The organism is Chitinophaga solisilvae (genome assembly GCF_009928525.1).
Taxonomy (GTDB): Bacteria; Bacteroidota; Bacteroidia; order Chitinophagales; family Chitinophagaceae; genus Chitinophaga; species Chitinophaga solisilvae.
The window spans coordinates 277,747-291,600 of sequence record NZ_JAABOK010000006.1; the positions used below are offsets into that span (position 1 = coordinate 277,747).

The 13,854-nt window shown below is 50.7% G+C and carries 14 protein-coding genes; 3 read left to right on the top strand and 11 right to left on the bottom strand.

The features are described from left to right. Nucleotides 1-29: 29 nt before the first annotated feature. The 4 genes from GWG06_RS14490 to GWG06_RS14505 are packed head-to-tail and all read right to left on the bottom strand — an operon-like array spanning nucleotide 30 to nucleotide 2,894. Nucleotides 30-1,178 (bottom strand): ABC transporter substrate-binding protein, encoded by a 1,149-nt coding sequence (locus GWG06_RS14490; protein WP_160714001.1) that lies wholly within the window; start codon nucleotides 1,176-1,178, stop codon nucleotides 30-32. Then, on the bottom strand, nucleotides 1,175-1,774 hold the full coding sequence (locus tag GWG06_RS14495) for a phage tail protein (RefSeq protein WP_160714003.1): 600 nt from the start codon (nucleotides 1,772-1,774) through the stop codon (nucleotides 1,175-1,177). Before GWG06_RS14495 ends, GWG06_RS14490 begins: the two co-directional genes overlap by 4 nt. 17 nt (nucleotides 1,775-1,791) lie before the next feature. Next, on the bottom strand, nucleotides 1,792-2,343 hold the full coding sequence (locus GWG06_RS14500) for a phage tail protein (protein WP_160714005.1): 552 nt from the start codon (nucleotides 2,341-2,343) through the stop codon (nucleotides 1,792-1,794). Between the two features lie 5 nt (nucleotides 2,344-2,348). Continuing rightward, a complete protein-coding gene (locus GWG06_RS14505; protein WP_160714007.1) occupies nucleotides 2,349-2,894 on the bottom strand; it encodes a phage tail protein in 546 nt (181 codons plus the stop codon). A gap of 137 nt (nucleotides 2,895-3,031) precedes the next feature. Between GWG06_RS14505 and GWG06_RS14510 the strand changes: the two genes are divergently transcribed. Then, nucleotides 3,032-3,880: a metallophosphoesterase gene (locus GWG06_RS14510; protein WP_160714009.1), complete on the top strand. Its 849-nt coding sequence runs from the start codon at nucleotides 3,032-3,034 to the stop codon at nucleotides 3,878-3,880. Here the strand turns inward: GWG06_RS14510 and GWG06_RS14515 are convergent. The 7 genes from GWG06_RS14515 to GWG06_RS14545 all read right to left on the bottom strand — a co-directional run bounded on the left by GWG06_RS14515 (nucleotide 3,867) and on the right by GWG06_RS14545 (nucleotide 11,530). Further along, on the bottom strand, nucleotides 3,867-4,679 hold the full coding sequence (locus tag GWG06_RS14515) for an SDR family NAD(P)-dependent oxidoreductase (RefSeq protein WP_127043153.1): 813 nt from the start codon (nucleotides 4,677-4,679) through the stop codon (nucleotides 3,867-3,869). The genes GWG06_RS14510 and GWG06_RS14515 overlap by 14 nt on opposite strands. Nucleotides 4,680-4,693: 14 nt before the next feature. Beyond that, on the bottom strand, nucleotides 4,694-5,587 hold the full coding sequence (locus GWG06_RS14520; RefSeq protein WP_127043155.1) for a phytanoyl-CoA dioxygenase family protein: 894 nt from the start codon (nucleotides 5,585-5,587) through the stop codon (nucleotides 4,694-4,696). 397 nt (nucleotides 5,588-5,984) lie between these two features. Then, on the bottom strand, nucleotides 5,985-6,569 hold the full coding sequence (locus GWG06_RS14525; protein WP_160714011.1) for a nucleotidyltransferase family protein: 585 nt from the start codon (nucleotides 6,567-6,569) through the stop codon (nucleotides 5,985-5,987). Further along, complete coding sequence (locus tag GWG06_RS14530) at nucleotides 6,569-7,702, bottom strand: XdhC family protein (RefSeq protein WP_235938351.1); 1,134 nt, start codon at nucleotides 7,700-7,702, stop codon at nucleotides 6,569-6,571. Before GWG06_RS14530 ends, GWG06_RS14525 begins: the two co-directional genes overlap by 1 nt. Before the next feature lie 8 nt (nucleotides 7,703-7,710). Continuing rightward, nucleotides 7,711-9,918, bottom strand: coding sequence for a xanthine dehydrogenase family protein molybdopterin-binding subunit (locus GWG06_RS14535; protein WP_160714013.1), 2,208 nt, complete (start codon nucleotides 9,916-9,918; stop codon nucleotides 7,711-7,713). Then, a complete protein-coding gene (locus GWG06_RS14540) occupies nucleotides 9,915-10,895 on the bottom strand; it encodes an FAD binding domain-containing protein (RefSeq protein WP_127041235.1) in 981 nt (326 codons plus the stop codon). The genes GWG06_RS14535 and GWG06_RS14540 overlap by 4 nt, the downstream gene beginning before the upstream one ends. Then, the gene (locus GWG06_RS14545; RefSeq protein WP_127041238.1) at nucleotides 10,892-11,530 is read right to left on the bottom strand and encodes a (2Fe-2S)-binding protein; all 639 of its coding nucleotides are present in this window, start codon (nucleotides 11,528-11,530) and stop codon (nucleotides 10,892-10,894) included. The genes GWG06_RS14540 and GWG06_RS14545 overlap by 4 nt, the downstream gene beginning before the upstream one ends. Nucleotides 11,531-11,717: 187 nt before the next feature. Between GWG06_RS14545 and GWG06_RS14550 the strand changes: the two genes are divergently transcribed. Both GWG06_RS14550 and GWG06_RS14555 read left to right on the top strand, forming a co-directional pair. Next, on the top strand, nucleotides 11,718-12,338 hold the full coding sequence (locus GWG06_RS14550; RefSeq protein ID WP_127041240.1) for an RNA polymerase sigma factor: 621 nt from the start codon (nucleotides 11,718-11,720) through the stop codon (nucleotides 12,336-12,338). Between the two features lie 246 nt (nucleotides 12,339-12,584). Next, entirely contained in the window at nucleotides 12,585-13,673 is a 1,089-nt protein-coding gene (locus GWG06_RS14555; RefSeq protein WP_160714015.1) for a FecR family protein, read from the top strand. Nucleotides 13,674-13,854: the final 181 nt, after the last annotated feature.

Genomic DNA, 13,854 nt, shown 5'->3' on the forward strand with positions numbered 1-13,854 from the left:
GTATCTTAATGAGTTAAATCAGGTATTTGTCAGGCACACAGATAGGTGTTGATCCATCCGGAAGAAATGCCGGTACGCTTTTCTTCTGCGATGTATTTCCACACATCATCTGTCTGACTGACACAGGTAACAACAGATAGCTGAAAGTTAGGGTCTGCCTGTACATACCAGGCAGGTGCAATAATATGATGGGTATTATTATCCATGGAAATCGGGCCCCTGGGGCTGTTAATGGCAATGTCACGAAGCAGTTGCACTATTTTTCTGCCATTGAACTCATGTGAGGGGGCGTTATGAAACAGGTGTGCCAGCAGCAGGCCGTTTTCCCAGCCATGCATAGACAGCACGCTGCCTTCGCGTTTCGCGAAGCTGCGGAAATGTTGAAGGAACTGTTTGTTTTCTTCCGTATCCAGCGTACGTGTCCAGGGTACGTAGCCGCCTATACGAAAATGGGGATTGAGTTCGCCGTATACAGGTGCTAAGGTTTCATCCAGCAGCATAGGGCTGGCGAAGATGTTCTTTCCGGCCGCTTCCGGTAACTGTTGCAGCCGGTGTAAAAAATGCCAGGCAAGATCACCGTTGAACAACGTCAGCAGGGAAGGAGTATCAGGGTTTGTCTGCAGAAATGCCTGTAGTTGCTGCAGATGAAAGTCCTTCACTTTATAGTCGCTGACAAAATTAAACATTACTTTTCCTCCATGATCTGCATATGCCTGGGACATAGCATGTACATGAGAATAGCCGCCGTCATAGTAAGAGGTGCATACGCCTGCAGCGCCATGTGCAGCGGCATGAATACCGGTAAGTCTGCATTGCACCACATTCTGCAACGTATGATAAAGGACAACAGGGTTAGGCGCTATATCTTCCTGATACTTTGCACCGTTGTTGACGATGATTACCAGTTTGTTTAACGACAGCGCCAACTGTTGTATGGCAGACAGTTCCGGCTGATCGCCATAAACAATGAGTATATCTGCCTGTTCCTGGAAAAACATTTTTTCTGCTTCTGCCCTTACCTGTTCCTGGTTAATGCCATAGTTGATATTGGCAGTAACAAGCGTTACCTCCTTGTCAATACCGGCGTATTGTAATGCCGCCTGCAATCCCTGCAGGAAATCATGCCGTATCAGCGGCAGCATGGTAGAACCGGGAAGAAGTAGACCTGCTTTCATCATACTGGCTGAGGGTAAACGCCAAAAAGCGAAATAATAAAATTAATGGTGAGATAAGGTTTGAGCAGCGAGTAAGGCTGATAACCACCGGTGTAATCTACCTGCATCATACTGCCGGCAGTAGGGCCGGCGTTAACAGTCAGCGGCGCCAGTTTCGCAGAGGCGTGCCTGGTTTTGCTGTACAGCTGTGTGGTGGTATGAATAGCAGGATAATGTGCAGCAGGAGAGGTGCTGTTGCCTGGGTTTTCTCCCAGTGCCTTTATTGCCAGTCCTCCTGTTATCCCGTGTGAATGGGTCGGAAGCTGCTGGGGCGTTAACGTATGAGTTTCACTTCCCAGTTTTTGTCCGAGCGTATAGGTTTCTGTAAGTGTGGTAGTTCCCAGTTGGTACTTAAGCGTCCCTGAGCCTATTGGTATTCTGCCCTGCAGGTCGGGGAGGGCAAAGGTATTTTCTCCGTCGCCGCCATAGGTAGTGCCTATAAGATTGAATAGTGACTCATACTCTGCGATGAGGAGCAGTTGCCCCTGGCAGAATGCCCAGTCTTTAGGCGGAAAATTGCCTGCGAACATTTTTATCTGTCCTATATATGGAGTAGCCATAATTTTGTTTTAGTGTTTTACGGTCGCTCTGGAAATATTCCCTGAAGTGCGATGCAGATGTTGATTCCCAGCATAGGTTGCTTGTTATTTAAAGCCTGGCTGGCTCCTGCCGGGGTAAGTTGTAAGGTAGACCGGAGCTTACCGGATTCGCCTGTGGGCGCCTCTGCGGCATATTGTTGCAGTCCGGCTCCCGTACCCAGATATGCATTGATCGGGTTGGTGGTATTGTTTGTATTTCCTGCCGGTATAGCGAGTGGCAATTTTTTAATTTCGTGTGTGTGACCCGGAATTTCGGTTTGCAACAATGTAATTTCAGCCGCACCTCCTGCCTGGCCTTGCCAGTATTCACTCAGGCCCGGGCCCTGCCCGGCGCCCAGCGGTGTGGCGTTCTGTAAATTGGGTAATGCAAAAGTACTTTTGCCATCGCCTCCGTACGTGGTGCCCAGTAAGGAGAACAGCGCTGTATTCTGGGAAATAGGCAATACCTGACCATTACAGAATGCATAGCCTTTGGGGGCAAAGTTAAAACCGTACATGACTATTTCTGCTACGAAAGATTCTGCTGCCATAGGGGTTACGTTTGACTGGGAAATATTCCCCTTAATGAGATAATGAAATTAACTACAAGAGAAGGCATTAAATGCCCGTAGGGGTCACCGGTGGAAACGTAGTTCTCCGTCGTTGCCGGCATACCCAGGTCTGCTGCACTGATAGTTGCCATGTGTTCATCTGCGGCCGTACCGAAATACGCAGTTGTTCCCGGCGCCAGGTAATGGCCGGCAGGATCATCACTGTTGCCCGCGGGTGCTACAGGTAATGTTACGGCAGCATTCAGCGTATGCGAGTGTGCAGGGATGTTGTCGGCAGACAATTTATTGACGGGGAGGCCGGATGCCTGACCCAGCGTAACCTCGCTGCCAAAGTGAACAGGGCAACGGCCCCGGAAATCAGGTAAGGCAAAAGTAACTACACCATCACCTCCATAGGTGGTACCCAGTAAAGAGAATAAAGCCTGATTGGAACTAATGGGCAATAATTGCCCGTTGCAGAGGGCATGACCTGTTGGGGCATAAGGAAAAGCTACCATGGAGATTTCTGCCAGAAAGAATTCATCAGCCATCGTTGGTAAGGGATATAAAAGTGACGTATATATGAAAAACCGGAACAAAAATATATCTTCTTTAGGTGACATGCAATTTTTGCACTGCTTAATTTGAAAACTGTTTCTATCTTTGTCGTGATTTTACCCCCTTACCAATGAATATACATCGTCGCTCCTTTCTTCGTAATGCCTCACTGGCAACCGGTTTGCTGCTGATAGAAAAGCCGTTGCGCGCCGCCGCAGGCCTGGCAGAGAATGCACAAATCATCTCCGGCAGCAGTAATGCCCTGATTATCAGACATACCAATGATCTGCATGGCATATTACGGTCACGCTTATATGAAAATGGCGCCGGGCTATTGCTGGATGCCGGTGATTTCCTGGATGATAACCATAGCGTTGCACAGCAACGCGCTACCATTCAGGCAATGAATCAGGCAGGCTATCATGCTGCTACTATCGGCAACCGGGAGCTGAGCAACGGCCAGGAACAACTGGCTGCCCTGCTGCCAGACATGAAGTTTCCGCTGGTAAACTGCAATTACCGGTTTACCAATGCAACATTAACGCAGCATGTCCGCCCTTATGTGATTGTGTATGCAGGACCTTATAAAGTGGGGATTACCGGCGCAGGCCCGGAATTAAAAGAGGTAAAAGGCGTTACCTGCCTGCCGGCTGTTGAAACAGCCAATCAGACAGCCAGACATTTAAAAACAGTTATGGGCTGTGATTTTGTTATCTGCCTCTCTCACCTGGGTTTTGTACAGAAAGGTGATGTGGCAGACAACAAAACCATGGCCACCGCTTCTTCGCATATCAACTTTGTTATCGGTGGGCATCAGGATACCCTGATACCTTCTACCATGGTGTATCGTAATGAATTACACCAGGAAGTGTATTTAAGCCAGGCTGGTAAAGACGGCCGTGCTATGGGGCAACTTACCTTTCATTACAATGATGAAAGACAGGCAATTGGCATAGCGCCACACATTATCCTGTCGTAAGTGTAACTACCGCCGCTTTTTCTTTGGGTACGTAGATATTGGCTGCTATTTTTTCCACAAAGGTTTTGGGGAAGAATTTTGGCAGCCATGCATTCAGCTTATTGGTGAATCCCGGAATAATTTCCGCCTTTCCTTTGAACAGTCCGTCAACGGCAATTCTGGCCACGCTTTCAGCGGTCATGTTGAAACGGTCTGCTATCTTCCGTGTGCTGTCACCCATGCGGGCGCGGTTCACGAAATCAGTATCCGTGCTGCCAGGACTTAATGCACTCACCGATACCGGCGAATGCCGCAGCTCATGCCGCAGCCCGCGGGTAAATGACAAGGCAAACGCTTTAGTGGCCGCATAGATATTCAGATAGGGCACCGTCTGATAAGCAGTAGTACTGGCCAGATTGAGCAGGTACGCTTTCGGAAACTGCCGCAGCACCGGTATGTAGGCATACGATAGCCCTACCTGCGCTTTTATGTTTACGTCAATGATGTTGAACTGTTCTTCCAGTGATAGCTCTTCAAATGCGCCATTGAGGCCATATCCGGCGTTATTCACCACTACCGTCAGTTCCTGGTGCCAGGGCCGGCTCCAGCCTGTAACCCGCTGCAGGGCTTCCGGATGCGAAAGGTCCTGATACAGCGTATGTACGTTCACGTGATAAGCCGCCGCCAGCTGTGTGGCAGTATCATGCAATGTTTTTTCATCCAGATCTATCAGCAGCAGATGGTAATTTCTTTGTGCCAGCTCCGCCGCAATTGCTTTACCAATGCCTTTGGCAGCACCGGTGATTAATGCGTAAGACATACTGTTTTTATTTTTCAGATAGATGAACTGTTTACTTCGGCCAGCGCGCCTTCAGTGCTTTTGATGGCTGCCCATTGCGGTTTGCCGCCGTAGAACGACTGCTTCAGCTGCGCCAGCTTATGATAAAAAGGTGTAGGCGATTGTGCGTGTTTGGGTTGATAAGCACCGGTGATAATAGGAATATACATCACTCTTCTGCGGCTCTTTTCACCTGTATGCGGTGATTGCTGCACGCGGTGCCACAGCCGGCCGTCATGTACGGTCAGGTCGCCGGCTTCAATATCAAAACCCACTTCTTTCTTATCAGGATTATTATCGATAAAATATTTTTTCCTGAACAGCAACCTGAATATTCCCTGCCGGTGCGTACCCGGCAACACTCTCAGGCCACCATTGTCCAGCGGGCAGTCATCCAGATGGATACCCACATTGAGCATAGGCAGAATGCGTGAACCCAGGAACAGGTCCCGCGGACTGTCCGTATGCCAGCCCAGTTGCCTGAACTGGCTGTCTGCCGAATTCACATAGTGATTCACTACCAGTCCGTCTTTCTCATTTTCTCCGATGCGGCCGTGATAGTCGCCCAGCAAATGAATGAGGGACTGTAGCCTTTCCTCTTTCAGCAGCCCGCGTAAAATGCTGCTGTAATGAGAGGCAAAGGCGATACGCTGAATCAGCGGGCTGCCATCCAGGTCGGTACCAAACTTCAGCGGTATGCCATTGACTTTCTGAATATTATTTCTGAGTAATAATTGTTGTACATGCGTGACTTCCTGTAGTATAAGCGCCAGCGTATCCTTGTCCAGGAAATTTTTAAACTGGATGATTCCATGCTGTTGAAAGTATGCGAGATGCGTATCCGTTACCGCTGTGTCTAAGCGGAAAACGGGTTGGGTATTCGTTTTCATGACGATCGGTTTTTGTGGCAGTAAATAATGGTTGTACTGTTTAATAGATCACAGATGCGGAAATTGGTGGGGTAACCGCAGAGAGGAAGGCATTAACAACAACAATAAGCGAACATGACAGCCGGTGAATAATTGGCTGAAGCCCCATTCGGGCGCAGGTTTAGGTTTTGATGATAACTTTCCATTTTTGCAGATTTTTAATAGTCCACTAGTTTTGTAGACAAATATAGGGAGTAATTTTGAAAGAAAAAAATAATTACGAATTACGAATTGCGAATTACGAATGTAGAAGCGAAGATTAAAGTGAAGATTTAAGGTGATATTTAATTGTTATCGCTTTAAATCTTCACTTTAATCTTCGCTTCTACATTCGTAATTCGCAATTCGCAATTCGTAATTACTTCATATTATGATAGTCATCCGGCGTATCAATATCTATTGCTCCCTGCGGAAAATCTACGGTAGCGATATCTTGCGGGTGGGCGCGGAGAATTTTCCTGGCGCCTTCCTGGCCGGTGAGAGAGAGGAGTTGGGGAAAGAAGGATTGGTGGAAGAGGACGGGGGTGCCTGCGATGTCGTTGTAGGCGGAGGCGATGATGTTTTTGCCGGTGGTGGTTTGCAGCTGCATCATTTCCTGCAGGAGCGGAGTAGTGATGTAGGGCTGGTCACAGAGGAGCAGGAAGGTACTGCTAACGTCGGGGGATATACGAAGTAGGGTTTCCATGCCGGTGCGTATGGAGCCGCCCATACCTTCCGGCCAGCGGGTGTTGACAACGGTGTGTGCGGCGGTGGTGGTGATATCTTCCCTGATGCCGGCTGCGTAAGCGCCCAGCACCACTATTACAGGAGAACAGGTGGTTTGCAGGGCGGTATCGGTGATTCGTTGCAGCAGTTTCTTATCTTCAAATACAAGTTGCTGTTTAGGTGTGCCGAGCCGCTTGGAAGCGCCGGCAGCGAGTATGATGATGCCTGTTGATTGCATTAGTCAGATTTTGAGTGAATAGATGTTTTTTTGTTTCGCAGGGGTTGCGCACTGGCATTACTCATGACAGCCCTGATTTCGCTGATGATGGAGAGCGCTATTTCATCGGCGGTTTCTGCATCGAGATCAAGACCGGCAGGGCCGTATATGCGTTCCCGTTGTTCAGGCGTTATGCGGATGCCGGTAGCTTCCATTTCCGAGAGCATGCGTTCCAGTTTTTTAGCCGGACCAAGTACGCCGGTATAGCGGACAGCCTGGGGGAGTAACGTGGTGAGCATAGCAAGATCGTAGTTGTAATTGTGTGTCATCAGCACAACTGCAGTATACGCATCAACGGTGAAATGGGACAACACTTCATGCGGTTTGGCGGCGATAACGCTGCCGGCTTCGGGGAACCGGCTGGCTGTAGCATAGGCCGGGCGGCCATCGGCTACCAGTGTCTGCCACCCCAGGATAGCTGCCATCTTCACCAGCGGCATTACATCGTTGCCGGCGCCGGCTACCAGCAGCTGAACAGCCGGCGGCTGGAAGGCTATCAGCGCTGTCAGTTGCTGACCGCCGCTGTGATAGTTTTTCAGTGCATGATGTTTGCCATCCAATGCCTGCTGCGCATCATGTTTTACTGCCAGCAGCAGGTCGCTGTCGGCGATGCACTGCTCGAACAATCCGTGGTTGCTCAGCAGCAGGCAGGTGCCGGGTTGTGGCGCGTTGCGGTACTGCAGATCGAACAGGGTGACCATAACGGTGGCCTCGCGGGTACCGGCAACGGCCTGCAGGAGCAGCAGCGGATTAAAATAGCTGCGGGGATACAGCGGTTCCAGCAGGATATGGATAATACCGTTGCAGCCGAGTCCTACGCCCAGTTTGGCATCGTCTTCATCCATCGTGTCGTAGGTTACCAGCATGGGCCGGTCCTGCATCATAGCCAGCTGTGCTTTCCGCAGGGCGTCGCCTTCCAGGCAGCCGCCGCTGATGGCGCCTGTCAGTTCTCCCTTTTCGGTGATGAGCATACGTGCGCCCGGCCGCCTGTAGGAGGAACCCTCCACATGCACTACCGTCGCCAGCGCCGCTTTGATGCCCTGTTGATACACTTCCTGATACCGTTGTACGATATCTTCCAACTCTTTCAGCATGATGGCGTTTAGCCTTTAACGTTAGGTAATAGCTTGTCTGGTGTGATGGGCAGATCCCGTACACGCGTGCCCGTTGCATTGAATACCGCATTGGATACCGCAGCGGCGAAGCCTATCAGGGCTATTTCGCCCATTCCCTTGGAACCCATCGGATTGATTACAGGATCTTTTTTATTGATGAACAGCACGTCCGTCGGCGGCGTATCCGCATGTACGGGTACGTGATAGTCTGCATAGTTGTTATTCACAAAACGGCCAAAGCGATGATCTATCAGCGCTTCTTCTGTCAGCGCCATACCAATGCCGCCCACCACGCCGCCAATCATCTGGCTGCCGGCAGTTTTGGCATTCACGATAGTGCCGGAATCAGCTACGCTGACAACATGTTTAATCCGTACCACTCCGGTAGCGGGATGTACATGTACTTTGGCGAAGTGTACGGAGAAGGAGTACATGGAATACTTCCTTCTTTCTTCCCCGCCCTGCGAGGTGGCGGTCACTTGTAGTTCAGGTTGCTGCCGGTGCTGCAGCACTTCCCGGAAACCGGCTCTTATAGCAGGCTTCCCGGTAACGATGAGCTGCCCGTCTTCATATCCTATATCGGCAGGCTTTACATCTTTAAAGGCGGGCATGCTTTCTGCCGCCATTTCCCCCAGCTTTTGCAGCAGCAGTTTACATACATCGCTGACAGCGCTGCCCACGGTAGAAACGGTGGAAGAACCACCCTGCCGCGGCGCTTCCGGGTATTCGGATTCTCCCAGTAAGAACCTGATTTTCGCAGGGGCGATACCGGTGGCGTCCGCAGCTATCTGCACCATGGCAGTGGCGGTGCCAGGGCCTATGTCTGCCGCCGCACTGCGGATGGTTAGTGTGCCATCTGCTCCAAAAATGGCGCTGGCAGTAGCTTTACCGCGTCCTGCGCTGAAAACGCCGCTGCTCATGCCGTAACCTACCAGCCAGCCGTCTTCCTGTAACTGCCGTGGTTCCATCGTTCTGTTCTTCCAGCCTATCTTCTCCGCGCCCATCTCATAAGCCTCTTTCAGGTATTTGCTGGAGAAGGGAAGATTTTTTTCCGGGTCTGTATCTGCGTGGTTGATCACGCGGAATTGGAGCGGATCCATTTTAAGTTTATAGGAAAGCTCGTCGATGGCGGATTCCAGCGCAAAGGAGCCGGTAGCTTCGCCGGGGCCGCGCATCCATACCGGCGTGCTCAGGTTCAGCGGCACCAGCTGGTAATGCGTATTTACATTGGGGCAGGCATACATGAATTTGCTCATGCCCACAATAGCTTCGGTAAAATCTTCGTAGGGAGAGGTCACGGCTACCGCCTCGTGGGTGATGCCGGTCAGTTTACCGTCTGCCGTAGCGCCGATACCGATTTTCTGCATCGCAGCAGGGCGGTAGCCCACCAATGTAAACATATCTTTTCTGCCGATGACCAGCTTCACTGGCTTGCGTACTTTTTTTGCGGCGATGATGGCAGCCACTTCCATGGGCCATACGCGGAGGGCCATCCCGAAGGCGCCGCCTACAAAGAGCGAATGCACAACAATATTCTGTTCTGGCAGCTGGAAAAGATTTTTGAGTGTCTGCTGCACGCTCTTGACGCCTTGTGTTTTGGCGTACAGCACCAGTTTGTCCGGCGTTTCCCAGTGTGCGGTAATGCCGGCCAGCTCCATTGGGTTATGCACTTCCAGGGGAATATTATATTCCGCTTCCACGGTTACCGGCGCTTTCTTCCAGGCGTCGGGTTCGCCGCGCAGGTAGTCTTTCATACTTTTATTCTGAAAGGCTTTGTCCAGGTTGGCGTACAGGTCGGTGGCATGGGTTTCCTGGTTATAGGTAACTTTCACAAGGGAGGCCGCATGTACTGCACGCTCCAGCGTGTTAGCGACTACGATGGCTACCGGCTGTCCGTTGGAATAGATGCGGTCGTCATGGAATATTTTCAGTCCCTGTTTGGGATTGGGGGTTTCCTGTTTATAGCCGGGAACGGGAGGGGCGTTGAGGTGAGATATCACATCTGTTACGCCGGGCGCGCGGAGCGCCTCTCTGGCATCAATAGCAGCAATGCGGCCGCTGGATACGGGGCTGCATACCAGGGCGGCATACAGCATACCTTCCAGCTGATGATCCGCGAAGTACCTGGCAGCGCCGGTTACTTTCAGGCGGCCGTCTACACGGTCCATGGATTGCCCTACAGCAGGTTGCTTCATATGGCGGCGGCTTTAGAGAGTGCGGTAATAATGCTGTTCTGTGCCATCGGCACCTTGAAGGCATTGTGTTGAAAGGTGGCGGCAGACCGGGTTGCTACGGTGGCGGCTATACGGAAATTTTCTTCCGTAGGCGCTTTGCCTGTCAGCATTTTTTCTGCTTCGTATAACCGCCAGGGTTTATGCGCTACACCGCCCAGTGCCAGGCGTGCCTGGCGGATGGTGCTGCCGCTGATGTCCAGGGCGGCTGCTACGGATACCAGCGCAAAAGCGTAGGAAGCGCGGTCGCGCACCTTGAGGTAGTATACATGCCTGGTGAAGGGATTGGCGGGGATTTCCACGCCGGTAATCAGCTCTCCCTTACCCAGGTTATTGTCTTTTTCCGGCGTATTACCCGGCAGCCGGTGGAAGTCCGCAAAAGGGATGCGTCGTCCGCCTTTAGGCCCGGCTACGATAACGGTAGCGTCGAGCGCTGCCAGCGCAATGCACATATCGCTGGGATGTACGGCGATACACTGATCGCTGGCCCCGAAGATGGCATGCATGCGGTTGATGCCGCCGATAGCACCGCAGCCTGTACCCGGGCTACGTTTATTACACGGCATGGTAATATCATAAAAGTAGCTGCAGCGGGTACGCTGCATCATATTACCGCCGGTGGTAGCCATATTGCGCAGCTGCTGCGATGCGCCTGCCAGCAGGGCCTGCGACAGCAGCGGGAAATGCGTTTTTACCAGCGGATGTGCCGCCACCTCACTGTTGATAGTGGTAGCGCCGAGGTGCAATATATTGTTGCTGAAACGGATATCTTTCAGGGGCAGCCGGTTAATATCCACCAGCTTCTCCGGCGCGGTCACCCCGTTTTTCATGAGATCCAGGAGGTTGGTGCCGCCGGCGATAAAGCGCGCGGTATTATCCCTGAAAATAGCGTCTATCGCCGCTTTCTGACTGGCGGGTCTTACATAGGAAAACTGGTTCATACGGATTGCCCTCCCTGTTTTACTTCCATAATAGCGGCTACAATATTATCATATGCGCCGCAGCGGCAGATGTTGCCGCTCATAAATTCACGGATCTCACCGGGCGAGCCGGCATGCCCTTCGCGGATGCAGGCTACCGCCGACATGATTTGTCCGGGTGTACAGTAACCGCACTGGAAGCCGTCATGTTTAATAAAGGCCTCCTGCATGGGATGCAGCTGATCGCCGGCGGCCAGCCCCTCTATGGTGGTGATTTTTTTCCCTTCCTGCATCACGGCGAGGGTGAGACAGGAGTTCACCCGCTGCCCGTTGACATGCACTGTACAGGCGCCGCACTGTCCGTGGTCGCAGCCTTTTTTGGTGCCCGTCAGCGCCAGCTGTTCCCGCAAAAGGTCCAGCAACGTCACGCGGGGTTCTACAGAAAGGCGATACGCCTTTCCGTTGATCTCCATATTCACCGGCATCTTCTCAAAGATGCCCGCAATCGCTTCGTCATGCTCCCCGGCTTTGACGATCAGCGGAGGAGCCAGCGCCAGCGCCATAATGGCGGAAGATTGCCTGAGAAATTCGCGCCTGGCTTCGTGTTTGTCCGGTTTACCCGGACAAGATGATTGTTCCTTATCAGCTTGTGACATGTACACAAGATTTTTAATCCGGTAAAAAGTTATATTTTTTTTGAGAGATCTGCAAGCAGAATGTGACCACTGACAAACACAGCCTGTTAATATTTGTCGCTTTTCAAAAAAATATCTACATTACCATAGTTTAACGTTTTAGCCGACAAATAAACCGAAGTCTGTTTTCGCTGTAAATGATCCACGCATGCCTGCAATGAAAGACAAGTTTTTCAGTGACGATGATTTATGGAAGCGGTTTAAATCCGGTGATAGATCAGCCTTTGCGCTTATTTATCAGGAGTATACCGTTTATCTTTTCCAGTATGGCTTCCGGTTCTGCGATGACCGGGAAAAACTGAAGGACATTATCCAGGATTTGTTTGTAGAGATGTGGAACAGCCGGGAGGCTTTGTCGGAAAAAGTGATGATAAGATTTTACCTGTGCCGCAGCCTGAAATATAAGCTGCTGCGGGCCAATTATCAGTTCCGCAGTAAAACGGGCCGGCAGCACCAATACCTCCATGAACAACCGGCCACCATTACCGAAAGTACGGTGGAAGACAAGCTGATAGATGCAGAAAATAACGCCTGCCGCAGCGTACTGCTGGAAAACGCCATCCGCAAACTCTCCCGCCGCCAGCAGGAAATTATTACCCTCCGTTTTTATATGGGCTTCACCAATGCCGAAATTGCAGACCTGATGCATATGAAGTATCAGTCTGTCAGCAACCTGTTGTACAACGCCCTGAACCGTATTAAGGAAACCCTCCAGACCTCTCCGCTGACAGTTCGGCTGCTGGAAACCCTCCGCGTGTTTTTTATTTGATTATTTAATTATTTGAGATTTTATGTTCATCAGGATGCTCCTGCAGCCCTGAAAGGGTTTTTATTGCCGGGAAAAAAATATCTCCCGGAATGAGTATAAAAATATAGTTGTTGTCATTTAGTGTTTATAGGGATACTGTGGGATGATCCTGCTGAAATTTTCTTCCGGAAAAGAGAGTTGCCTGAAACTCTTCGGCAGGGGCATTCTATGAGAGAAATCCCAGATGAAAAAATCTCAAATAACACAATGGAGCATTTTAACGAAGAAACGTGGGAACTGATACAGGATGATACTTTCATCGGGTGGGTATTGTTTCCGGATGCGGAAAGCAATAGTTACTGGGAACGGTGGAAGGCAGCTAATCCCGGAAGAGTGGAAGTGCTGCAACATGCGCGGGCAGCTGTGCTGGCTATGCGGGATTTGCCGCAGCCTGCAGTACCGCAGTCTTTACTGCAGGAAGTGTATGCCAACGTGGAAGAAAGAATTGCTACCGGCCGCGAAGACACTGAAATAAGTGTAGAAATGACACCCATCGGAAGAAGTGTGCCGTTCCGCTGGATAGCGGTAGCAGCGGCTGTTATGGCCGGTATGCTGGTAGTGTCATTGCTGGTGCGCAGGAATACTCAGCTGCCTGCCATGGCGCAGCTGGAAAGCAGAATGGAAAACGATAAAATGGTGCGTACCAACAAAACCGGGGAGCGGCAGGTGGCTTATCTGACAGACGGTTCTACCGTGGTATTACAATCCGGTGCTACTATTCAGCATCAGTCGTTTTTTGTACAGCCGCAGCGGGAAGTATACCTGCAGGGAGGGGCCTTTTTTAATATTGCCGGCGATGCACAGCGGCCGTTTGTGGTGTATACGCCCAAAGTGGCTATCCGGGTGCTGGGAACCAGCTTCTATGTAAAACAGGAAACGGACGGGCATATCACCGTTACTGTAAAAACAGGTAAGGTAGCGGTTTGCAGCAGAACGAAACAGGAAGAAAGTCATATTGTAACACCGGACCATCAGCTGCGTTTTGATCCGGGTACCCAGCATTTTACCGATGCCGCCATCAGTGCGGATGAAACAACAATTCCGGAAATACCGGTTATGCACGCGAAAGATTTTATTTATGAAGAAGAACCAGTGAACAATATTTTCAAAGCCCTGGAAAATGCCTATGGAATTAAAATCAATGTCAACGAAGCGGTCTTCAGCAAATGTAACATCACCACCAATGTGTCCGGTGAAACATTTGAGAACAAGCTGAAGATCATTTGTGCGGCTATCAACGCAACGTACCGGATTACGGGCGAAGCAGTATTCATACAGGGAAAGCCCTGTAATTAGTTAAAATTTATCAACCAACACGTTACTTGTAATCCTGCTAAAACTGATCTCATGTGTACCTAGTTTTATCCACCAATTAAAAAGTGGCGATGCGTCAACATCGCCACCTGTAATTTTTTTCCTGCACCAGTCTGGTCCACTTCTGCAGGAAGCGCTTTGCTGTACTCATTATTTACTATCA

Coding starts and splice junctions, on each gene's coding strand:
- GWG06_RS14555 (WP_160714015.1), top strand. CDS start 12,585: ATGGAGCATTTTAACGAAGAAACGTGGGAACTGATACAGGATGATACT.
- GWG06_RS14535 (WP_160714013.1), bottom strand. CDS start 9,918: ATGAAGCAACCTGCTGTAGGGCAATCCATGGACCGTGTAGACGGCCGC.
- GWG06_RS14510 (WP_160714009.1), top strand. CDS start 3,032: ATGAATATACATCGTCGCTCCTTTCTTCGTAATGCCTCACTGGCAACC.
- GWG06_RS14495 (WP_160714003.1), bottom strand. CDS start 1,774: ATGGCTACTCCATATATAGGACAGATAAAAATGTTCGCAGGCAATTTT.
- GWG06_RS14505 (WP_160714007.1), bottom strand. CDS start 2,894: ATGGCTGATGAATTCTTTCTGGCAGAAATCTCCATGGTAGCTTTTCCT.
- GWG06_RS14500 (WP_160714005.1), bottom strand. CDS start 2,343: ATGGCAGCAGAATCTTTCGTAGCAGAAATAGTCATGTACGGTTTTAAC.
- GWG06_RS14530 (WP_235938351.1), bottom strand. CDS start 7,702: ATGCTGAAAGAGTTGGAAGATATCGTACAACGGTATCAGGAAGTGTAT.
- GWG06_RS14545 (WP_127041238.1), bottom strand. CDS start 11,530: ATGTCACAAGCTGATAAGGAACAATCATCTTGTCCGGGTAAACCGGAC.
- GWG06_RS14525 (WP_160714011.1), bottom strand. CDS start 6,569: ATGCAATCAACAGGCATCATCATACTCGCTGCCGGCGCTTCCAAGCGG.
- GWG06_RS14550 (WP_127041240.1), top strand. CDS start 11,718: ATGCCTGCAATGAAAGACAAGTTTTTCAGTGACGATGATTTATGGAAG.
- GWG06_RS14540 (WP_127041235.1), bottom strand. CDS start 10,895: ATGAACCAGTTTTCCTATGTAAGACCCGCCAGTCAGAAAGCGGCGATA.
- GWG06_RS14520 (WP_127043155.1), bottom strand. CDS start 5,587: ATGAAAACGAATACCCAACCCGTTTTCCGCTTAGACACAGCGGTAACG.
- GWG06_RS14515 (WP_127043153.1), bottom strand. CDS start 4,679: ATGTCTTACGCATTAATCACCGGTGCTGCCAAAGGCATTGGTAAAGCA.
- GWG06_RS14490 (WP_160714001.1), bottom strand. CDS start 1,178: ATGATGAAAGCAGGTCTACTTCTTCCCGGTTCTACCATGCTGCCGCTG.